The sequence below is a fragment of the Streptomyces chartreusis NRRL 3882 genome (assembly GCF_900236475.1).
Taxonomy (GTDB): domain Bacteria; phylum Actinomycetota; class Actinomycetes; order Streptomycetales; family Streptomycetaceae; genus Streptomyces; species Streptomyces chartreusis_D.
In genome coordinates, this window is record NZ_LT963352.1 from 8,773,054 (window position 1) to 8,793,413 (window position 20,360).

The following is a 20,360-nucleotide window of genomic DNA, read 5'->3' on the forward strand; positions in this document are numbered from 1 at the left end:
CTCCGGCACAAGGTTTCCCCCAGATTTGCTCTGTAGTCGCACCCGGAACGAAGCCCCGCCGGAACTCGATTAGGCTGCTCACGCTGTGCACAGCGGCCGACTCAGAGGGGAAGCATGACGGCGCGACACGAGCAGATCGCCGACGAACTGCGGCGAGCGATCGACCGCGAGGAGTACACAGTCGGCAGCCGACTGCCCGCCGAGACCGAGCTCGCCGCCCACTACGGCGTCTCGCGCGGCACGATCCGCCAGGCCGTAGCCGCCCTGACCGCCGAGGGCCTCATCGGCTCCCGCCAGGGCGCCCGCCGCGTGGTGCTGGCCGGCCGCCGCAGCCAGAGCTTCGCGGAACTGCGCAGCTTCGCCCAGTGGGCGCGCGCCATGGGTCGCGAGGCGACCGGACGTGTAATCGCCCAGGACTACCGCCCGGCGACGGCCCACGACGCAGTACGCCTGCAACTCCTCGAGCGCACCCCGGTGTTGCACGTCCTGCGCGTGCGCGGCCTGGACGGCGAACCGGTGCTGCTGGAACGCACGGTCTACGCGGACTGGATCTCCCCGGCCGTCGAGACGATCGAGCCCGACTGCCCCTCGGTCACCCAGCGCCTCTACGACGACACAGGGCTGGTCTTCGCCTACGGCGAGCACGTCATCGACGCGGTCGCGGCCGGTGCCCAGGACGCAGAACTGCTCGGCATCCGCCGGACCAGCCTGTTGCTCAGGGTCCGCAGGGTCACGACCACGCGCGAAGGGCGCCCCGTGGAGTGGTCGGACGACCGCTACCGCTCGGACGCCGTGAGCTTCAGCGTGCACAACTCGACGGGGAACAACGCGTTGGCGCGCAACACGGCGGGTTAGCCGGCGTACCGCCCGTCATGGGGGGGCACTTACGCCGGGGGCATTCCCGTAGGCCTGTTCGTCGTCGTCTCGAACACGCGCTAGGAGGCGGCGAGCCCCTGCGTCACGCGCGTGCGGACGGGCCTGACGACAGGGCCGACGGTGTGCAGGACCGGCCGGGCCGCCGGCGGGTGGATCACAACTCACGCGATGACGTCCGACGGCGGTGTGGGTCATCCTCCTGCGGTGCGGACGACCTCGGCGAGGGGCGTGGCGGGGTGGCCGGTGAGGCGGGGTACGGCGTCGCTGACACCGTCGAGTTCGCCGGACGCGATGGCGGTGTAGGTGGACACCCAGGCCTCCAGCTGCCACGGCGGGGCGCCGTAGGAGGCGCGGGAGGCGAAGGCCTCCTCGACCGTCTCCTGCTGGTAGGTGACGGGGCGTCCGAGCTGCTCGGACAGGATCCCGGCCGCTTCGTCCAGGGTGAGGGACTCGGGCCCGGTCAGGTCGTAGGTGAGGCCCGCATGGTCGTCGGGCCCGGAAAGCACCGCGGCGGCGGCGTCGGCGATGTCGTCCTGGCCGACGAACGCGGCGCGTCCGTGCCCGGCCGGGCCGCGGATGACACCGTCCTCGCCGACGAGGTCGGGGACGAACTCCGCGTAGAAGTTGTCCCGGAGGAAGGTGTACGCCAGGCCGCTGGCGCGGATGTGCTGCTCGGTGTGGAAGTGGTCGCGCGCCAGGGTGAAGGTGGCGCTGGGTGCCGCACCGTAGAAGGAGACGTACACCAGGTGCTGGACGCCTGCCTCCGACGCGGCGTCCACGAACGTCTTGTGCTGGGCGAGCCGGTCGGCGCTCTCGGAGGCGGAGACCATGAAGACGGTGCGGGTGCCGGCGAGGGCCTCACGCGCGGCGTCCTGGTCGGCGTAGTCGCCGCGCACGGGGACCGCCGCGGTCAGCCGTGGAGCGCGTGCAGGGTTCCGGGTCAGGAGTTTCTGCGGGACGCCCCGCTCGGCCAGTCGCCGGGCGACGCGACCGCCGAGTCGGCCGGTGGAGCCGGTGACGACGGTCGTGGGGACGGTTACCTCGGATACCTGGGACATGTCGTGACTCCGAAAGGGACGTCGGGAGCGAACCGGATGAGGCAGGTCCGAGGGGTCTGGCGTACCAGGCTCTCCATGGGCCACGCGGATCACGCCGGGAGTATTGAATCCGGCACAGATCTCCAGCACGAGCAAGGTGCCGTCCGTGGGCGCGACGCGGTCGCGCAGTAGGGGTCGAAGACGTAGGTCAGCCGCGCCCTCTCTCCTGTCGTCGCCATGTGCCGTCCTTTCCGATTTCCGCCAGGGAGATGTTCCGTTTCCGCAGCGGCACGACCAACGTACGAAGACAGCGCTCGGAAAGCCGGATAAACTTCCGACTGATGATGGCCAAAAACCGACACCACTCCGTGCGTGAGGTCCCCGCAGTCGCGTTCGCCGCGCCCGCGGGCACTCCCGCCGGTGTCGAGGTCATGTCGCTGGCCGAGCTACGGCGGCGCGTCTCTGAGGGCACCCTCGTGCGACCCCAGCGCCCCGACTTCCATCACCTGCTCACTCTCACCGCGGGCGACCTCCGGCACGTCGTCGATTTCAACGGCTACGCCCTGCGGCCGGGCTCCTGGCTGTGGGTGCGCCCGGGGCAGGTGCATCAGTGGGGCGACCTCGCCAAGGCCGAGGGCACTCTGATCCTCTTCCAGCAGGACGTGCTGGACCCGGCCACGGCGACGGCCGCCCGGGTCGACGACCCGCACGCCCCGGTCGTCATCGCCCCCGTCGCCGCCGACGCCGGGGCGGTGGCCATGGCCGCGGAACACCTGAGCGGCGAGTTCCAGGCGCTCGGTCGCCTGCCTCTTGAAGTGCACATCGCAACCCTGCGTCACCTCCTCGCCGTCCTGCTGCTGCGGCTGGCCCATCTCACCGTCCCGGTCGGCGGCCCCGCTACGGAGCCGGACGAGACCTACGTGCGGTTCCGTGACGCGGTCGAACGGCACTTCACCGCCACTCGACGGGTGGAGGACTACGCCCGCATGCTCGGCTATTCGGGGCGCACCCTCGCCCGGGCGACCCTGGCGGGCGCTGGGCTCGGCGCGAAGGAGTTCATCGACCGCCGGGTCGTGCTGGAGGCGAAGCGTCTGCTGGCGCACGGCGATGAGACCGCCGCCCAGATCTCGGACCGCCTCGGTTTCGTCACGCCCTCCCAGTTCAGCAAGTACTTCATGCAACGCACGGGCCGTTCCCCGATCGACTTTCGCCACGGGGCCCGGGGTCGTGCCGAGGGCCCCGGACCGTCGGCGGCCCTCGGCCAGGAGTGAAGGCACCGCGCAGTTGACGATTCCATCTGGAAGCTTCGTTGCAGCAGTCCGTGACACGGAGCCCGATCGCCCTCGGTCACCCAGCGTGCGCGCGGGAGCCTGCCGGACGACAATCAGCCCGTGAACCGGTACCAGCGGATGCTCCACCACGCGTGGGACCGGCTCGCGGCCTACGAGCTCATCCGGCGCGCTCGTGACCTGGAGCTGATGCACCGGGCCATGGGGTTTGCCACCCTCGCCCTGGTCACGCTGGCGCCACTGCTGATCGTCGTGGCCGCGGCCGACCCACTGGAACGGGGAGGTTTCGCGGCCTGGCTGGTGGACGGCATGGGCCTGTCCGGACGGTCGGCCCAAGCGGTGACGGAGATCATCAGTCCGCCGCGCAAGGTGATCGGCACCACCAGCGTGTTGGGTGGGATCGCGCTGGCCGTCTTCGGAGTGACGTTCGCGGGCAGCGTGCAGAACGCCTACGAGCGCATCTGGAATCTCTCTCCCGGCCGGTGGCACCGCATCTGGCGGCAGGCGCTCTGGTTGGTCGCGCTGACGGCCTATCTCTACCAGCAAGAGAAGACACAGACCGCGCTGCACGGCTGGCAGCGGATCGCCCTGTCGACGGTGACGGGCGTGCTGTTCTTCTGGTGGGGACAGCACTTCCTCCTGGGCAACCAGGTCCGCTGGCGCGACCTGCTGCCTGGCGCGGTCGCCACCATGATGGCCCTGGGCGGGCTGCGCGCCTTCTCCTATTTCGTCTTCACGCCCCTCATCGTGACCAACGCGATCAGTTACGGCACTGTCGGCGTCGTGCTCGTGGTGGAGTCCTGGCTCATCGGTGTCGGGTTCGTCTTCTACGGGGGTGCCCTTTTCGGTCGATGGTTCTGCGAGCACCATTGGCACGCCCGAGGCGACGCTGCGGGGGCTTGAGCGCGCAAGGCCGCAGCGATGCGGTCGCCGCATGACGGCAGCGGGCTCGAGCGGGCTCACGCGGCGGAAGTGTCGGCGAGGTCTGCCACCCGTGCCATGGCGTCGTCGTTTGTCACTCCTCGACCGGCGTCGGCGCCTTCGCGGGCAGCGCGCGCCCCGTGGTGAACGCGAACTCGGTGAAGCCGTCCCGCCCGCACACGCCGGTGATCGTCGTCTCTACGGCGCCCGGACCGCGCACCGCCGCGAGCTCGAACTCGATGCCGGTCTCGGAGCGCGTTCCAGAACCGACGTACCGGGCCGGCCCACTCGGGTGGTGCACCGCGATGTGGAGGCCCGAGGCGCCGTCGGGGTGGCACAGCACGATCATGCTCGTGTGATACGACCCGTCGACGGGCGCCCTGCTCGCGACCAGCCCGGCGACCGCAGGACGTTCCAGCCTGGAATACGGTGCGAAGACGTCGGCGTTCACGATCACCGCGTAGGTCCGCGCCCCGCACCGGACCGTGGTGACCGGGCTGCTGTCGAGCGGTAGCCCGTAGTTGTCGGACGCCACGTCCGCCGCCACCTTCGACGCGGTGCCGACCGGGGCGGGCTCGGCCTGCCCCACCTCGGCGGGCTGCGGTGGAGCCGGCGCGGGGAGGACGTCCTCCGGGCGGACGCCCGGCAGCTCGAACCCCGTGCGGCCGAGCCGGTACGCCACGACCGACCTGGCGAAGGCGACGTGATCGCGCAGGTCCGCCGGTGCGTCGTCGAGCATGTCGGTGAGCGCGGGAACGGCCTGCTCGGCTCCGATCCGTGCCAGCCCGGCCACGATCTTGTGCCGGACGACCGCGGACGGCTCGTCCGGCAGGGCCGCCAGCAGATCGGTTTCGGCGGTGCCGTCGGTCCTGGACAGCAGTGTCGCGCCAGCGGCGCGGACGGTGTCGTCGGCGTCGCGGTCCTCCAGCGCCGCACGGAACAGCTCCCCGCCCTCCGCGGTGCCGGTGAAGCACGAAAGGGCCTTCACGCGCAGCGCGGCACGCGACTCGCCGCGCGCGATAGCGGCCAGCTGGGCGCTGTCGTCCGGCGGGAGCTGTGCGACCGAGGCCGGGTCGGGGGTGTGCTCGCCGCGCAGGATCTGAGCCACCGGTGGAGACAGTTCGCTTGACATGTCCGCTCCTACTTCATATGTGGACGACCATGCAGTGCTTCTTCATCAGGTCGCCCTGCCAGGCGAGGATCCTCGTGTTGCTGTTGGAGGAACCGTTGTTCCCGATGAAGTTGTCCGCGTCCGCGATGTGGTCCAGGCCGAGATAGTGGCCGATTTCATGCGCGAACGTGTTCCCGCTGTTGCCGAGATCGCCGTTGAGCGAGACCACGGCTCCGGTCATCACACTGCCACCGGCGTTCTTGTCGCACGGTCCGCCGACCGCCGACCAGCCGTCGGCGCCGTTCATCGAACGCACCACGAACACATCCAGCGCGGCGTTCGGTACGGTCCACCCGTCCGTCAACTGTTCGGCTTCCGCCGCACTGTCGATGATCTCCAGCGCGCCCGCGTCCGCCGCGGAGATGACGTAGCGGCGTACTGTGCCGACATTGAAGTCGGCCTGGCAGTAGATCTGCCGCGTGGCGGTGAGCGAGTTCAGCATCTGTTCGATGTTCGCCGCGGTGAAATTGTCGCGCCCGACCGAGATGAGGTTGACGTCGATCGTCGGGATCCGTGGCACCCACCACCGCTGCCATACGTTCGCGTCCAGTCCGCGCGCGAAGACCTGTTCACGCTGCGCGCTCGTCGACGCCAGCGCGACCTCGGCGGTGATCGCGCCGTCGGCGTGCCGGCCCCAGGGATGCCAGTTGTTGTCGTACCAGGCGAGCTGCCACAGGCCGTCGTCGCTACCGCGCACATAGACGTTGGCCACCTGGGGATTGCGCGAAATGGTGCTCGGACCACCGCGGAAACCCCCGGAGGGGGCGCCGAGATTGAAGTACCCCGACCAGCCGGGCCCCGCCTGCCAGAACTTGTGGTGCACGTTGCCGTCGGTGCCTCGGACGAAGACGTGCTCGTGGTTGGGTCCCATCGATCCGGCGGTCGGATCGGAGGCGAGCACCATACCGTCGTTGTGCCGGGCCCACGGGTGCCAAGTGCTGTTGTACCAGGGGAGCTGCCACAGCGCGTCGTCGTTTCCGCGCACGTAGACGTTGGCCACCTGGGAGTTCCGCGAAACCGTCGCCGGACTGCCCTTGAATCCCCCGGGCGGCGCGCCGAGGTCGAAGTAGGGCGACCAGCCCGAGGCTGCTTTCCAGAACTTGTGGTGCAGATGTCCGTCGGCTCCACGGACGAACACGTGCTCATGGTCGATTCCCATGGACGCGACGGCGGGCGACGAGGTCAGCTGCATGCCGTCGCCGTGCCGCCCCCAGCCATGCCACTGCACCCCGAAATAGGCACGCTGCCACAGCGCGTTGTCGGTGCCGCGCACGTAGATGTTGGTGATGCCGTCGCTCCTTGCGACCGAGGCGGGGCGGCCGACGATTCCTCCGGACGGTGCGGACATCGGGATCCACGCACTCCAGCCCATGAAACTCACCTCAACTCGGGAAGAACCCATTCGGCTTGGAGTCAGGCGTGAAAAATCAGGGAAGACATGAGCGAAATGCTGATGCGAGCCCCTTTGGCTGGTGGAACGGGCCAGGAGGAAGGGTGACGGTTCAACCTTCTGCGGGTGACCGCACGGGACATCGAATTTCCGCTACCAGCGTCGCTCTCGCAGCGCCCTCTCGCAACTTGCCCGGAGAGCGGCGTGGGCGTATCCGGGCCGGGGATAGTTCGGGCCATGACGAAGGGGCCGTTCTCCGGAACGGTCCCTTGACTCCCGACTCTCACGAGCCGGGACGACAGGATCTGAGCCTGCGCCCCCTTGACCCCCAGTCAAGTGCGCTACCAAGCTGCGCAACGTTTCGGAGCGGTTCGGGCCCTGGCAGACCGTGCACGGACGCTTCGCGCGCTGGGCCGCCGACGGAACCTTCGACCGGCTTCTGGCCGCAGCCCAGGGACGGGCGGAGGTGGACTGGCTGGTCGCGCTCGACTCCACGATCGTCAGGGCCCATCAGCACACGGCTGCCAAAGGGGGCTCGAGGAGCGTGGGCCCGGACGCTCCCACGGCGGGCTGACCAGCAAGATCCACCTGGCCTGCGACGGGGCCGGCCGCTGTCCTTCACGGTCACGGCCGGCACCCGCAACGACTGCACCCAGGCCGAGACGGTCGTCGACAAGATCCGTGTCACGCAGCCCGGGCCGGGACGGCCTCGCGTCCGGCCTGAGCGGGTAGTGGCCGACAAGGGCTACTCCGCTCGCTCCTTCCGCGCCTACTCGCGCAGACGCGGAACCAAGGCGACCGTCCCCGAGCGGGTCGACCAGCTCGCGGGCCGCCGTCGTCGCCGCGAGCGTCCCTGCGGCTTCGACAGGTCCCTATATCGCCGCCGCAACGTCGTCGAACGCTGCTTCCACCGCCTCAAGCAATGGCGCGGCATCGCCACCCGCTACGACAAACAGCCCGGCCGCTACCTCGCCGCCATCACCCTGGCGAGCACCCGTATCTGGCTCGATGCGTGATCGACAAGACGCTGCCTAGGGCAGGTCCCTCGTCGTGCTCGCGACCAGGCGGCCGACCTCGAATCCCTCCAGGTGGGCGGTGTGTGCGGAGGCTGCGCCGGGGACCAGCAGGTCCGCCTGGCCGCCGGTGAGGTCGACGGACGCGCGGGGGCGCTGGTCGAGGTAGACGTCGACGCGGTCGACGTTCTCCGCCGCGAGCTTCAGATGGAGCGCGCCATCGGCGGGGGAGGCCTCCGTGATCGCCACGGCGTGCGGAGTCAGACCCTGGAGGAGTCGGCCCGCGTGGTCCAGGAGATCGGTGTTGTCCTCCAGCAGGTCGCGGCGCGTCATGCGATGCAGCTCGTCGGGGACGATGCCCAGGTCCTCCACCGGCGTGCCCGAGTTCGGGCCGACCCGCAGCGTGCGGCGTATCGACACCCGCATCCCGGCGCCCCTGGGCAGGAGCCTGTAGGGCGTGCTCGGGTCGTCCGCCAGGAACTCGGACAGCAGGTCGTGCGTCCAGACGTTGGCGCCGCCTGCGCCCGTGTTCTCGGCGGTGCCGAGCACGGGGCCGATGCCGTGGTCCTGGAAGCCCGCCGCGAAGATGTCCGTGGCCGAGTAGCAACGGGCGTTGGTGATGAGCACGACGGGCCCGAAGTACTGCTGCCCGATGGCGTTGGCGCCGTTCTCGGGGCTGATCGGGAAGGCGCCGGAGTAGACCGAGCCGGTCTCGACGGCCTGCTCCATGGACGGCACCCAGGGGCCCAGATCCAGCCCCGGTCCGCCCTGGAACCGCCGGCAGATCCGCAGATTGAGCGGGGTGTTGACGAACTGCACCGGCTCGGGGGTGATCCGGCGCGGTGTCAGCGTCTGCAGGGTGAACTCCGCGGCGTGGATGTGCCCTCCGCCGTTGTCCCGTACGTCCACGATGAGACCGCCCTGCGGCAGTTGCCGGATGAGCCGCACGAACTCGGCGACGAACGAGCCGGGGCTGTTGACGTTGAACGTGAAGATACGGATGTGGCCGAACGTTCCGGACTGCGTGGTGACGGCCCGGGCCCGGAACACCTTGGGCATGGTGGTGGCGATCTCGCCCGCCCCCAGGTCCGGCAGGGCCTCGTTCGCCTCGGCCGCCCGTTCCTGGGCGACCACACTGGGCGCGAACAGCAGCACCTTGGCCCGCTGGGTCTCGTCGCCGTCGAGGTCCAGGCCCTGGAACACGGCTGTGTCCCGGTCGGCGGAGACGAACGAGGGCAGGTTCTCCACGATCTGCCAGCTCTGCCGGAGTTCCCGGGCCGTTCCGGAGCGGTCGATGTAGCTGACCGTCACCCACTCCTCCAGCGGCGGGAGGTGGATGACGAGCGGCCGCACCGTCAGCGACTGCACGCCCCGGCTGCGCCGGGCCGCCGTGTTGCTGCCGGCGAACCGGGCGGCGTTGAGGTCCACGGCGTCCAGGATGGGGATGCCGCTCCAGTGGGTGATCTCGACCCCCGGCTCGAACCCCGGCGCCGAGAAGCCGCTCACCACATGGGTGACGAGGAACCTGGTGCGGTCCTGCTCCGTGCAGGACTCGACCAGGAACGGCAGGAAGGCGATCTTGCCTTTGAAGGGGTCGGGCAGCAGGTAGTTGGTGTGCAGGTCCCGCACCGAGTGGAATATCTCGGACATCTCCGCGTGGAACTGCCACTCCCTCGGCATGCTCTGCGGTGTCTGCCGCTCCATGCGCCGGCGCAGCAGCCGCAGCCGCTGGACCGGGTTGACCGCGTGCATAGCGGTCTTCAGCGGCAGGTGGACGTAGTTCTGCTCCAGCAGCACCACGGCCTGGTCGACGAGGAGCCGACGGTCCTCCAGGGACAACTGGCCGGCGTCATGCAGGAAAGCGGGCAGGGGAGCCGCAGCGAGCAGGTGGTCGCGTACCGGTTCCGCCGTGTTCTGGAGGAAGTCGGGTGTGTTCTCATGAACCGATTGGGTCATGGCGATGCGCCAGTCCTTCGTGATGTCTGATCGGGGCTTTGAAGGGCGTCAGCCCCACTGGATGTCGGCCGTGCTCTCCAGCGGCGGGCGGTCCGCCGCCGCCTCGGGCAGATGCAGGGTGTCGCCCTTGTGGAGAGCGGCGGGGAAGCGCAGCCGGGTGCGGTCCTCGACCTCGCCGAGGGTGACCTGGAAGACCCGGAACTCGTCCAGTTCCAGCGCTTCGAGCTGGTCCAGGTTCTGGGTGAGCAGAAACGCCCTGGCCTTCAGTTCGCCGTTCTCGGTGAAGGCGATGACCTTGTAGAACTCCCGGGGTATGCGCACGTCCCGGTAGGGCCGGTCGTCGTCCTGGAAGACCGGCCCGCCGAAGACGCTGATCCTCAGGTCGTCGACGTCGACATCGGCGAAGACCGCGTCCTCCAGAGCGCCCCACACCCCGTTCTTCGCGCTCTGGTTGAAGTCGTCCATCTGCGGGGTGATGTTGGTGTAGAAGAACGAGTCGGTGTTGGCCTTGCGCGCCTCCGGCAGGCTGCCCCAGAGCAGGTCGGCGCGGCGGGCGATGTGCCCCCGGTCGAGCCGGTTGGCCTGGTACAGCTCGTTGCCGACCTGTGCCGTGCCGGGCAGCCGCCCGTCCTTGACGAAGGGGATGCCGCTGCGGCTGAGCTTCTTCAACGAGCCGCCGTCGACGTTCCAGGCCACCCAGAACGGGAAGCGCCTCTTCTTGTTCAGGGTGAGGGAGAAATGCGTGTACGGGATGACCGGCGAGCCGTCCAGAAGGGCGGCGTCCCGCGCGAGGTCGGCGTCCAGCTCCGGGGTCTCGACCCGTGCGCCGAGGAAGTCGGCGTCGTAGCCGGCGATGATCTCCAACTGCTCAGGCGCCGGCTGACTGAGGGTGATGTCGAGCTTCTCGAACACCGATGTCGACAGGCAGGCAAGGGCGTGCTCGTCCGGATCGCCGGTGCCCTCGCCGGCGAAGTGCAGCCCGGCCAGCACCGTGCTCACCCGGTCGTCGCCCTCCTTGAACAGCCACACCGCGCCGGAGTCACCGCCGCTGCTGACCTCACCTTCCGCCGACGGGTGGTCGGGGTCCGGGCCGATCTCGAAGCACCCGATGGTTTGCAGGCCCGTCACACCGCCGTAGTTGATCTTCGCTATGGTGTCGACGCGGCGGACGATGCCATGGGTGACCCCGGTGGACCGGCCGCTCTTGACCACCTTGTCGCCGAGCTCGGGTTCCCCCAGGGCCCGGGGGGCGACGTCCAGTTCTAGGATCTCCGAAAGGAAATCGCGGTCCTCGATGGTCGCCACCGCGCAGTCCCCGGCCACGCCGAGGTGGGAGCGCTTGAGCACGCCCATCCGGTTGCGGTCGATGCGGTTGTCGTCCCGTGTGCCGGGCTGCACGACCTCGATCCCCAGCTCGCCGAACGGCCCGTGCAGCACGTGCCAGTTGCTGAGCACGTACGGTGTGCCGTCGGCCCGGTCGAACACGAGGCAGCCGATGGTGCCGGCCGACACCGTCACCGCGCCGACGCTCGCCCCGGGCCGGATGGGATCCAGCCGGCTCTTGCGCGTCGGGCTCTCGACCTCGGCCACCATGTGGAAGCTCGGCTTGTAGGTGCGCTCGATGACATCGGTGGGCACCTCGACGCCGTCGACGGTGATGGTGGCCGGGATCAGCGAGGTGCCCAGGGACTCCAGTGCCTCCGGCTCGGCCTTGGTCGCCACGGTGAACTGCAACGCCACTTCGCCGCCCGGCTGATCGCCGGTCGTCTTGCGACCGACGCCCACCGAGGTGATGTTCGGATCCTCCAGCAGGTGCGGGCCCCGGACGCGGATGTACTGCCGCAGCGACGAGATGAGGTCATCGTCGGCGGGTGAGCCCTTCTTCGCCGAGGCCGCCTTCGACGCGGACTTTGGTTGCGTTGTCTTCGAGGCGGTCTTCTTCGTGTTCGTGGTTCTGGCGGCCATGCGGGCCACATCCCTTCGGGGGCGAGAGGGCATGGGAGGGGCGCCGGGGGAGTGTGGGCGGCACCGGCGAGTTGGGGCCGCGCGCAGTCGCGGTCCGGGGCGGCGACGCTCACCGCTCAATGGGGAGTCTTCCGGTCGCGATGGCCTGTCCGACCGCGACTGCCGGTGCGCTGACACCTGAGCCACTTGGAGTTTCTCTGTGAATCCGACGTTCGAGAAGTCGCCAAGGGGTGGTTTCCTCCCTCATAACCATGATGGTCGAGGGCCGCGAAGGGGCAAGTTGACATTGGGGCCTACACGGTTCTCCAACGCGGCAGATTCCCTCGGTCAACTACTTCCAGTGAAGCGTCAAATGTTGAATTGAGACCGCAGTGCTGGATATGCAAAATCAGCACTGTGGGAAGATTACGCGGCGCACCAGGAAGAAATTGGCGAGGGACAGAAGCGACGTGCGAACGGACTGCTTGAGCCGGAGCCGCGTCGAGCGGCGCCGGCCAGCCTCCTCGCCGACCTGCATCCGGCGTAACGGCGCAGCCGCGGGTGCGGTCACACGGAGGAGTCCTCCGTAGAAGAGGTGTTCCACGCCCTGGCGAACCGCTAGCCGGCCCTCAAGCGGCATGGAACCGAGGATCGGACGAGGAGAAATGCGGCGCCATGACCACCGGCCGGGTCGGATGCGGCCATCAAGCGTCGGCCTGCTCCGTGAAGTGCTGGAGGAGGGCTGCCTGGATGTGCTGGAGGAACAGGGTGTTCTGCTTGATCTGGGACAGCCGCGTCGTGGCGTGGGCGGCGTACTCCGCTCCTTCCACGGCCGAGGCCAGGAGAAAGGCGGCGAGTACGTCGACACCACGCGCAGTGTCCGCGAACTGGCCCACGGGGACCAGACGGCGGTCGAGCGGGACGGCGTCGTCGGCGACCACGTCGGTGACCAGAGACGGCTGCCAGCGGTCGGCGTTGTTGAGCGAGTGATGGGTGTCGAACCGGACGGTGACCGTCTCACCGGCGGGCACGTCGACGCTGTACGAGCCGTCGTCGTTGGTGTAGGCACGGTCGATGAGCGTGAGGTCCGGGCGGTAGACGCTGACCTTGATCATGAAGATCGGCTCGTCCCCGGTGATGGCTCGCACATGCCCGTGCATGAGAGTCTCCTCCCGGGCGCGGCCGAAGTCGACGAACGCAAGTCTGATTGAAGTGCAAACTTCTGAGGGCCGTTCAGGCGCACCTGATTCCAGGCTCGCCCCGTGCGCAGACCATGTCAATTTCAGCGGGGCGCCCGTCCGCGCTGCGCAGAACCTCCGACCGTACGCCCATGACGTCGAGGAGCGCGGGGGTAGCCGGGCCGGTGCGGACCGTCGACGACCCGGACCAGGCCCGCCCTGGATCGTCCGTGACCTGCGGACGGACGAACGCCGACGGCAGCAATGACACGCGAGCCCGCAGGCGGTCAGCCGGGTGATCAGCTCGGCGACCCGGGTGGCCCGGGCCGTGGTGCCGGCCACGAAGTCGACGAACGTCTCAACCCAGCGCCACCCGCTCGCCCCGCAGCAGCCGGTAGCTGCGCGTTACCTCGGACGCGCCGCTCACGGCCCGCCCTCCGCTCAGCTGACCTGCGCGAGGCATGCGAGCGTCATCGGATCGTTCTTGAGGCACGCCGTCGCGGAACCCGTCGGGGTCATCACGAGGTGCCGCCATGGGCAGCCCCTTGGCGACGTACGGCACCTTCGTGCCGGTGCACCTGAGTGAACCGGCACGTCCCAGCCCCTGGACCAAGTGGGACTGGGACGGAGTCGGATAGTGAGGAGGAAGGTCAGGTAACCCTCCTGGTGACGGCGCCAAGAAAACCCGCCGGTACGCTCCCGGTCATGACCGCATCTCCGACGGGCTCCGGGGCAATCCGCCCGACCGCATTGTGGGCCGTCTCCCTGTCCGCGCTGGGCGTCTTCCTCTGCACCTTGGCGCTTTGCTGGGTGAACGCGTACGTCGTGAATGACGACCTGCCGAACACCTGCGGCGACTTGCGTCGGCAGAGCTTTCCGCCGGAGGTGGCATGCGCGTCCGTGGACGGCACGCTCACCGGTGCGAACGCTGGCTGGATCGAGGCCCTGTTCTTCGCCTCGCTCGTGGTGTTCGTGCTGCTCGCGAGCATGCTGCTGGCGCTCGCGTCCGTCCGCAGGAAGTGACGCGTGCGGCCTAGGTCGTGTTTAGAAGTCCCCGTGGAAGAGGGAGCGGCGTTCGGTGCGTGCTCTGGGCGTGCCGGGCGTCGAGACGCCCTGGTCGAGCACGGCTTCGCGCACCTGAAGAACTGGCGCCGGCTGGCCAAGGTCCGCACCGACCCGAAGTGGGCGACCTCACTGGTCGAGGGCTCTGCTCGTCCTCACCGACCAGAAAGTGGGCCGCTGACCGATGATCTCCACGCCAGACTCCCGCCCCCGATCGGCGCGAGCACGCCCCGAGCCGTTCACACCAGACCCGTGACTTACAACTTCACGATCTACATCGATCAGTGAGGGTGGGGGCGGTACGACCCGATGTCGCGGCTCGATGACATCCGTCGGTTCGGTGGTGCGTGCTGCCTGTTGATCTATTTCATCCCCTTCAAATTGGTTGACATTCAGGGGTGGAATGTCGGACGTTCAGCCGTGACCCACCGAGGCGCCACAGGGCCGGAGAGATGGCACGCAGATGACTTTCAGAGACAGGAACTCGAAGCCGGGGCGCGGGAGGCGCCCGGCGGCGCCTGCCGCGGTGACGACCCTGCCGGCGGCTCCGCCAGCAGGGCTGGGCGCGACCGGGACCGCGCAAGCGGCCACGGTGGACGCGGGCTCGTGGTGTGAGCTGATCAACCAGGGGAGCGGCAAGGCGCTGGACATGTCCGGCGCAAGTACTGCTGAGGGAACCGCCGTTCAGCAGTGGACCCGCAACGGCGGTGCCCATCAGCAGTTCCAGTTCGTCGACTCGGGCGACGGCTACTACCGCGTCAAGGTCCAGCACTCGGGCAAGGTACTCGACGCCCACGGCTGGTCCGGCGCCGACCACGCGGACATCGTGCAGTGGGACGATACCAACGGCTCGAACCAGCAGTTCCGGCTGGAGGACTCGGCGGACGGTTACGTTCGTCTGAGCAACCGCAACAGCGGCAAGGCCGTCGAAGTCCGGAACGCTGCCACCACGGACGGTGCCAAGGTTGTGCAGTTCACCGACTGGGCGGCGCCGACCAGCAGTGGCAACTGGTCCCCGTGAAGAGCGTCTCGGAGCAGGTGCACACCGCAGGACGGGTCAAGGACCTGGGGAAGACGGTGCAGTTCAGCTGGCCCGGGGTGTACTTCGAGGGCCGCTTCCGCGGGACCGGCCTCGGGGTGGTACTCGACTGCGCGGCCGCCGACTACGACGTCCAGGTCGACGGGGCCACCGTCGCCACCCTGGTCACACCCGGCGACACCACGCACTGGATCAACGGCCTGAGGGACGGCGAGCACACGGTCCGGGTCGTCAAACGCAACGACACGCCGGGAGACACCAGCACGTTCGGAGGCTTCGTCGCCGCGCCCGGGGGCGCCGTACTGAGCAAGCCGGCGCCCCGGGACCGCCAGATCGAGTTCATCGGGGACTCCATCACGGTGGGCTACGGCAATGTCTCGGGCACCCGCGACTGCAATCCGGAGCAGCTCAAGCGGAACACCAACACCGACGTGAGCCACGGCGCCCTCACCGCCCAGCAGCTGGACGCCGATTACCAGATCAACGGCTTCTCCGGCCTCGGCATGGTGCGTAACGTCGCCGGCATCTGCCCGGACGTCACCTACCGGACCTACTACGACCGCGCCCTGCTGAACGTGGACGGCGACGTCTGGCAGAACCCGGGGACGTGGCGCCCCCAGATCGTGGTGGTCAACCTCGGCTCCAACGACTTCTCCGACCTCACCCCCGGTGAACCGTGGACGCCCGACAGCCTCGCGGCCGCCTACCGCACCGCCTACGGCGAGTTCCTCCGGAAACTGCGGACTCGCTACGGTGTCGGCACCACCCTCGTGGCCGTCGGCTTCGACAGAAACGCCGAGCATGTGCGGCAGGTGGTCGAGGCGCGCAACGACGCCGGCGACAGCGGGGTCCACTACTGGTTCCTCGATCAGTCGGGCCTGGACTTCCTCGGATGTGACGGGCACACCTCGGCTCACGACGACCGGGTGATCGCCGACCGCCTTGCCCCGTTCCTCAGGAGCCTGCCGACGGGATGGTAAGGGACATGGTCACCCGTGAACCGGGCCAGGGACTGCTACCTCCCGCCGTCGCCTCCGGAACCCCCTGCGTGCCCTGCCGCTGGGCGACCTGATCACCTGGGGCGAGGGCAGCAGCACGGGCGACGGCTACTGGGGTCCGCTGTGGGACAGGCTCACCGCGGCAGCGGTCCCCGGCCCCGCTGTCGGGTCAGGCCGCCGGGCGAGGAGCTGATCTCGTAGCCGAACTGGACGTCGCCGATGGTCTCGCTGCCGGACATCCAGCCCTCGGTGTGGGCGATCCAGTGGAGGACCGCGTTCACGTCCACGGTGCCGGAGGTGGAGTGGGTGGTCCGGAGGAACGAGAACACCTCGTTGATCAACTTCGTCGAGTTGGGGTAGGACTTGCCGCTGATCTCTGGATGGTCGGCCCAGACGCCCCAGATGTTGTTGTAGAGCGTGTAGCCGCTTCCAGACCGCGGCCAAGGCAGGGGCGGCGGCTAGGCCGTGTTGAGAAGTTGCTGGTGTGCTGGGTGGGCTGTTCGGGGAAGTCGCGGGCGGCCATCCAGATCGTCAGGTCGCGGGCGATCCGGTCGATGCTTGTCTCGTTGATGACGTCGTGTTCGCGGTGGGCGGTGTCGCGTCGGACGACTTCGTAGCCGCCTTCGTCCAGAACCGCGACGGAGGTGGACCAGGCCGGGGTGTCTTCGTGGGGCTGGATGATGACGAAGGTGTTGTCCGAGTCGCTGAGGTCGTCGATCTGATAACAGGGCCTCCCGGAGCGTTCGGCGTGTCGACATCGCTTGAACTACCAAGAGGCTGCGCTCCTACGCAGGCCAGGCGCCGCAGTCACCCGATCGAAGTGACCTGTGATCCGAGGCAGGCAGCTGCAGTCGTTCCCAGCACAGAAGCGGTGCCGGACGAGGTGTCCCCGACGTGCGGAAGACCACTGGCGCCGCGGGCGCGGCGTCCTTCTCTCCCGTACCGGGCGACGGCCCGGATGCCACGTCGCTCAAACGGCAGCGTGCCGGGATCGAGGCCGAACAGCGGGGCATCCGGGCCGGCACGCCCGTCGAGACTGCAGTGGCGGGAGCGTCTTCCCGCAACACGCCTTCGATAGTACGTTCGCGCGCATCACCCAAGCCCCTCTGGAGGACTTTGGCATGCCTGCACGCTATTTCGAGGACTTCACGCCCGGCCGCGGGCGGCTGGCGCCGCGCGCGGTCCTGGACTCCGACGCCCCCCGGATCGACCTCAACGGGCAGTGGGCGTTCCGGTTCTCGTCGGCGCTGCGGGTCGAGCCGGACGGGTTCCAGGACCCGGAGTTCGACGACGGCTCCTGGGACGCCCTGCCGGTCCCCTCGCACTGGCAGCTGCGCGGCTACGGCCGGCCCGTCTACCTCAACATCGCCTACCCCATCCCGCTCGACCCGCCCTTCGTCCCACAGGAGAACGAGACCGGTGACTACCGCCGCGTCTTCGACCTGCCGGACTCCTGGCAGGGCGTGCCGGTGGTAGTGCGCTTCGAGGGAGTGGACTCCTGCGCCCGGGTCTGGCTCAACGGCACGGAACTCGGCGTCACCTACGGCAGCCGCCTGGCGACCGAGTTCGACGTGACCGCGCTGCTACGGCCCGGCCGCAACGTGCTGGCCGTGCGGGTGCACCAGTTCTCCGCCGGCACCTACCTGGAGGACCAGGACACCTGGCGCCTGTCGGGCATCTTCCGCGACGTGGCACTGCTGGCCCGCCCCGCCGACGGCATCCGGGACGCCTTCGTCCACGCCGACTACGACGACGCCACCGGCGAGGGCCGGTTGCGCGTGGACGTGGACACGGACGCACCCGTGCGGATCAGCGTCCCCGCCCTCGGCATCCACGACCAGCCGGCCGACGGCGAGCTCCGGTTCCCGGCAGTGCGCCCCTGGAGCGCGGAGGACCCGCACCTCTACGAGGCACACCTGGCCACCGGCAGCGAACGCGTGCGGGTCCGGTTCGGCTTCCGCACCATCGCCATCGACGAGAGCGGCGTCCTGCGGGTGAACGGGCGCCGCGTCCTGCTGCGCGGCGTCAACCGGCACGAGTTCGACCCCGACCACGGCCGCACCCTCTCCCCGGAGGCCATGCGCCGCGACGTGGAGCTGATGAAGCGCCACAACATCAACGCCGTCCGCACCTCCCACTACCCGCCGCACCCAGCCTTCCTCGACCTGTGCGACGAACTCGGGCTGTACGTGACGCTCGAATGCGACCTGGAGACCCACGGCTTCGAGTACGCCGACGCCACGATGTGGGAGCGGAACCCCTCCGACGACCCGCGCTGGCGCGGCGCCTACCTGGACCGCATCGAGCGCACGGTCGAGCGGGACAAGAACCACCCCAGCATCATCATGTGGTCGCTGGGCAACGAGGCCGGCGACGGCCAGAACCTGCGCGCGATGGCCGACTGGGCACACCGACGCGACCCCTCCCGCCCGATCCACTACGAGGCCGACCGGCTCGGCGAGTACACCGACGTCCACGGCCAGATGTACCGCCCGCCCGCGGCCGTCGCCCGCATCGGCCGCGGACAGCTGCTCCCGGGCGAGATCCATTACCCGGCGTGCGCCGGCTCCGGCGACCCGGCCGACGATCCGCGCAACCGCATGCCCTTCGTCCTCACCGAGTTCGGCCACGCGATGGGCAACGGACCCGGCGCCCTGGCCGAGTACGCGCAGCTCTTCGACGAGTACCCGCGGGTGCAGGGCGGCTGGGTGTGGGAGTGGATGGATCAGGGGCTGCGCACGCGCGACGCCCAGGGCCGCGAGTTCTTCGGGTACGGCGGCGACTTCGGCGAGGACCTGCACGACGGCAACTTCTGCTGCGACGGCTTGGTCTTCCCCGACGGCACCCCCTCGCCCGGGCTGCTGGAGTACGCCAAGGTCATCGCCCCCGTCCGCATCGGTACGGGCCGCGAGCCCGGAACGCTGAGCGTCGAGAACCGCTACGAGGTCCTGGACCTCTCCCACCTGCGCTTCACCTGGTCGCTCGCGCGCGAGGGCGTCGAACTCGCCGCAGGCACACTGCCGACGCCGAAGGCGACCCCGGGCGACCGCGTCGAACTGCCGCTGCCCGAGCCCGCCCTGCAGGCCGCCGACGACGACGGCGACGGCGACGGCGACGGTGGTGGTGAACTGTGGCTCACCGTCCAGGCGGAGCTGGCCAAGCCCGCCGACTGGGCACCCGAGGGCCACGTCATCGCCTGGGGACAGCTCCAGCTCTCCGCACCAGGCCGCGCCCACTCGCACGCACCCCTGCTGAGCCCGCACGCCGCGGACGGGTTCATCACGCTCGGGCCCGGCCGGTTCGACCACGCCACCGGCAGCCTCCTCGACCTCGACGGACTGCCCCTGCAGGGCCCCACGCTGGGCCTGTGGCGCGCACCCACCGACAACGACCGCGGCTGGTCCCAGCGCGACGCCACCTACTGGAAGGAACGCGGCCTGGACCGGCTGCGCCACCGCACGGTCTCCGTCACGCCCGACGCCGAGGGCCTGACCGTCGTGGTCCGCAGCGCCGCCGCCGCCGTCCCTTGCGGCTACCTGACGACCTACCGCTGGACCAGCGACGGGACCGGTCTGCGGCTCCACGTGCACACCGAACCGGTCGGCCACTGGCCCGAGCGGGCGGACGCCTTCGCCGACACCATGGTGGACCCCGACCTGCCGCCCGAAGAGCACCGGGAACTTCTGTGCCGCAACACCTCCCGTTCCCTGGCCCGGATCGGTCTCGACTGGCAGCTCCCCGCCGACTGGTCACAGGTCGAGTGGTTCGGCGCCGGCCCCGGCGAGGCCTACCCGGACTCCCGGCAAGCGGTCCGCGTCGGACGGTTCCACACCACGGTCGAGCAGATGCAGACGCCCTACGTGCGCCCGCAGGACAACGGCAACCGCGTGGACGTACGGTGGGCCGAGGTCAGTGACGGCTCCGGCGCCATCCGCGTCCGGGGCGAGGAGCTCTTCCACCTCTCCGCCCGCCGCTGGACCGACCGGCAGCTCGACGTGGCCCGGCACCAGACTGAGCTGACCCCCGGCCCGCTCGTGCACCTGCACACCGACCACGCTGTCCAGGGCGTCGGGAGCGCCGCATGCGGACCCGGCGTCCTGCCCCAGCACCGCCTCGAACTCGGCACCGCCGACTTCACCCTCAACCTCACGCCCTTCCGTCGCCCATGACACGGGAACCGGTCCGCCCGCGCGGGCGGACCGGTCAAGCGGTGCCCGGACATCCCATCCGGGCACGGCAGCACAGGGCACGCACCGGGGACGGCTGACAGGCTCACCTACTCCGCTCCACGGCGCCGCCGCGCCAGCGAACACACCAGATCCGAACGCTGCCGAAGCCGCCCCGGCCGCCGCAGATCGAAGAGGCCGGTGAATGACGGACCGCAACCCTCGTTCGATCGCCCGCCTCCGTGATCGGTACGACAACGGCTACTTAGTGCCTGGTTGGCCGGAGCACCAGGGCGTGTGAAGCTGGTCGTCGGCCACCT

General features: G+C 69.5%; 13 protein-coding genes, 1 tRNA gene and 3 pseudogenes. 8 read left to right on the forward strand and 9 right to left on the reverse strand.

What is annotated here, in order from left to right; translation table 11 throughout:
• Positions 1-114: 114 nt before the first annotated feature.
• Positions 115-855 (forward strand): GntR family transcriptional regulator, encoded by a 741-nt coding sequence (locus SCNRRL3882_RS39500; protein WP_010038579.1) that lies wholly within the window; start codon positions 115-117, stop codon positions 853-855.
• 212 nt (positions 856-1,067) lie between these two features.
• Here the strand turns inward: SCNRRL3882_RS39500 and SCNRRL3882_RS39505 are convergent, their stop codons facing one another.
• Positions 1,068-1,934, reverse strand: coding sequence for an SDR family oxidoreductase (locus SCNRRL3882_RS39505; protein WP_010038582.1), 867 nt, complete (start codon positions 1,932-1,934; stop codon positions 1,068-1,070).
• Positions 1,935-2,254: 320 nt separating this feature from the next.
• Here SCNRRL3882_RS39505 and SCNRRL3882_RS39510 point away from each other — a divergent pair, with 320 nt between their 5' ends.
• Together SCNRRL3882_RS39510 and SCNRRL3882_RS39515 are read left to right on the forward strand one after the other, a co-directional pair.
• Positions 2,255-3,184 (forward strand): helix-turn-helix domain-containing protein, encoded by a 930-nt coding sequence (locus tag SCNRRL3882_RS39510; protein WP_010038583.1) that lies wholly within the window; start codon positions 2,255-2,257, stop codon positions 3,182-3,184.
• A 138-nt stretch (positions 3,185-3,322) separates the two neighbouring features.
• Positions 3,323-4,105 (forward strand): hypothetical protein, encoded by a 783-nt coding sequence (locus SCNRRL3882_RS39515; protein WP_040903000.1) that lies wholly within the window; start codon positions 3,323-3,325, stop codon positions 4,103-4,105.
• Between the two features lie 112 nt (positions 4,106-4,217).
• Here SCNRRL3882_RS39515 and SCNRRL3882_RS39520 read toward each other — a convergent pair whose 3' ends face one another.
• The 3 genes from SCNRRL3882_RS39520 to SCNRRL3882_RS39530 all read right to left on the reverse strand — a co-directional run bounded on the left by SCNRRL3882_RS39520 (position 4,218) and on the right by SCNRRL3882_RS39530 (position 7,048).
• Entirely contained in the window at positions 4,218-5,255 is a 1,038-nt protein-coding gene (locus tag SCNRRL3882_RS39520; protein WP_010038592.1) for a HEAT repeat domain-containing protein, read from the reverse strand.
• A 13-nt stretch (positions 5,256-5,268) separates the two neighbouring features.
• A complete protein-coding gene (locus tag SCNRRL3882_RS39525) occupies positions 5,269-6,666 on the reverse strand; it encodes a zinc-dependent metalloprotease family protein (protein WP_010038594.1) in 1,398 nt (465 codons plus the stop codon).
• A 308-nt stretch (positions 6,667-6,974) separates the two neighbouring features.
• Positions 6,975-7,048, reverse strand: a tRNA-Pro gene (locus SCNRRL3882_RS39530).
• Between SCNRRL3882_RS39530 and SCNRRL3882_RS39540 the strand changes: the two are divergent.
• Positions 7,037-7,700 (forward strand): annotated as a pseudogene (locus tag SCNRRL3882_RS39540) (IS5 family transposase); the annotation flags it as partial. The gene SCNRRL3882_RS39530 and the pseudogene SCNRRL3882_RS39540 overlap by 12 nt on opposite strands.
• Before the next feature lie 15 nt (positions 7,701-7,715).
• Here the strand turns inward: SCNRRL3882_RS39540 and SCNRRL3882_RS39545 are convergent.
• The 3 genes from SCNRRL3882_RS39545 to SCNRRL3882_RS39555 all read right to left on the reverse strand — a co-directional run bounded on the left by SCNRRL3882_RS39545 (position 7,716) and on the right by SCNRRL3882_RS39555 (position 12,757).
• A complete protein-coding gene (locus SCNRRL3882_RS39545; RefSeq protein WP_010038602.1) occupies positions 7,716-9,653 on the reverse strand; it encodes a S41 family peptidase in 1,938 nt (645 codons plus the stop codon).
• Between the two features lie 48 nt (positions 9,654-9,701).
• Complete coding sequence (locus tag SCNRRL3882_RS39550; RefSeq protein WP_010038604.1) at positions 9,702-11,618, reverse strand: DNA/RNA non-specific endonuclease; 1,917 nt, start codon at positions 11,616-11,618, stop codon at positions 9,702-9,704.
• A 683-nt stretch (positions 11,619-12,301) separates the two neighbouring features.
• The gene (locus tag SCNRRL3882_RS39555; protein ID WP_010038606.1) at positions 12,302-12,757 is read right to left on the reverse strand and encodes a hypothetical protein; all 456 of its coding nucleotides are present in this window, start codon (positions 12,755-12,757) and stop codon (positions 12,302-12,304) included.
• Between the two features lie 723 nt (positions 12,758-13,480).
• Between SCNRRL3882_RS39555 and SCNRRL3882_RS39565 the strand changes: the two genes are divergently transcribed.
• The 3 genes from SCNRRL3882_RS39565 (at position 13,481) to SCNRRL3882_RS39580 (ending at position 15,856) form a co-directional block, all read left to right on the forward strand.
• Entirely contained in the window at positions 13,481-13,798 is a 318-nt protein-coding gene (locus SCNRRL3882_RS39565) for a hypothetical protein (protein ID WP_158688404.1), read from the forward strand.
• Between the two features lie 565 nt (positions 13,799-14,363).
• A complete protein-coding gene (locus SCNRRL3882_RS42465) occupies positions 14,364-14,858 on the forward strand; it encodes an RICIN domain-containing protein (protein ID WP_010038611.1) in 495 nt (164 codons plus the stop codon).
• The gene (locus tag SCNRRL3882_RS39580; RefSeq protein ID WP_010038612.1) at positions 14,855-15,856 is read left to right on the forward strand and encodes an SGNH/GDSL hydrolase family protein; all 1,002 of its coding nucleotides are present in this window, start codon (positions 14,855-14,857) and stop codon (positions 15,854-15,856) included. The genes SCNRRL3882_RS42465 and SCNRRL3882_RS39580 overlap by 4 nt, the downstream gene beginning before the upstream one ends.
• A gap of 152 nt (positions 15,857-16,008) precedes the next feature.
• Here the strand turns inward: SCNRRL3882_RS39580 and SCNRRL3882_RS39585 are convergent.
• A pseudogene (locus SCNRRL3882_RS39585) lies at positions 16,009-16,339 on the reverse strand (hypothetical protein); the annotation flags it as partial.
• A 13-nt stretch (positions 16,340-16,352) separates the two neighbouring features.
• A pseudogene (locus SCNRRL3882_RS42075) lies at positions 16,353-16,592 on the reverse strand (hypothetical protein); the annotation flags it as partial.
• A 403-nt stretch (positions 16,593-16,995) separates the two neighbouring features.
• On the opposite strand from SCNRRL3882_RS42075, the gene SCNRRL3882_RS39595 reads away from it, so the two are divergent.
• Positions 16,996-20,043: a glycoside hydrolase family 2 TIM barrel-domain containing protein gene (locus tag SCNRRL3882_RS39595; protein ID WP_010038614.1), complete on the forward strand. Its 3,048-nt coding sequence runs from the start codon at positions 16,996-16,998 to the stop codon at positions 20,041-20,043.
• Positions 20,044-20,360: the final 317 nt, after the last annotated feature.

Excerpts from the sequence above, each read along its gene's own strand:
- SCNRRL3882_RS39500 (WP_010038579.1), top strand. The coding sequence starts at position 115 with ATGACGGCGCGACACGAGCAGATCGCCGACGAACTGCGGCGAGCGATC.
- SCNRRL3882_RS39505 (WP_010038582.1), bottom strand. The coding sequence starts at position 1,934 with ATGTCCCAGGTATCCGAGGTAACCGTCCCCACGACCGTCGTCACCGGC.
- SCNRRL3882_RS39510 (WP_010038583.1), top strand. The coding sequence starts at position 2,255 with ATGATGGCCAAAAACCGACACCACTCCGTGCGTGAGGTCCCCGCAGTC.
- SCNRRL3882_RS39515 (WP_040903000.1), top strand. The coding sequence starts at position 3,323 with ATGCTCCACCACGCGTGGGACCGGCTCGCGGCCTACGAGCTCATCCGG.
- SCNRRL3882_RS39520 (WP_010038592.1), bottom strand. The coding sequence starts at position 5,255 with ATGTCAAGCGAACTGTCTCCACCGGTGGCTCAGATCCTGCGCGGCGAG.
- SCNRRL3882_RS39525 (WP_010038594.1), bottom strand. The coding sequence starts at position 6,666 with ATGGGCTGGAGTGCGTGGATCCCGATGTCCGCACCGTCCGGAGGAATC.
- SCNRRL3882_RS39545 (WP_010038602.1), bottom strand. The coding sequence starts at position 9,653 with ATGACCCAATCGGTTCATGAGAACACACCCGACTTCCTCCAGAACACG.
- SCNRRL3882_RS39550 (WP_010038604.1), bottom strand. The coding sequence starts at position 11,618 with ATGGCCGCCAGAACCACGAACACGAAGAAGACCGCCTCGAAGACAACG.
- SCNRRL3882_RS39555 (WP_010038606.1), bottom strand. The coding sequence starts at position 12,757 with ATGCACGGGCATGTGCGAGCCATCACCGGGGACGAGCCGATCTTCATG.
- SCNRRL3882_RS39565 (WP_158688404.1), top strand. The coding sequence starts at position 13,481 with ATGACCGCATCTCCGACGGGCTCCGGGGCAATCCGCCCGACCGCATTG.
- SCNRRL3882_RS39595 (WP_010038614.1), top strand. The coding sequence starts at position 16,996 with ATGCCTGCACGCTATTTCGAGGACTTCACGCCCGGCCGCGGGCGGCTG.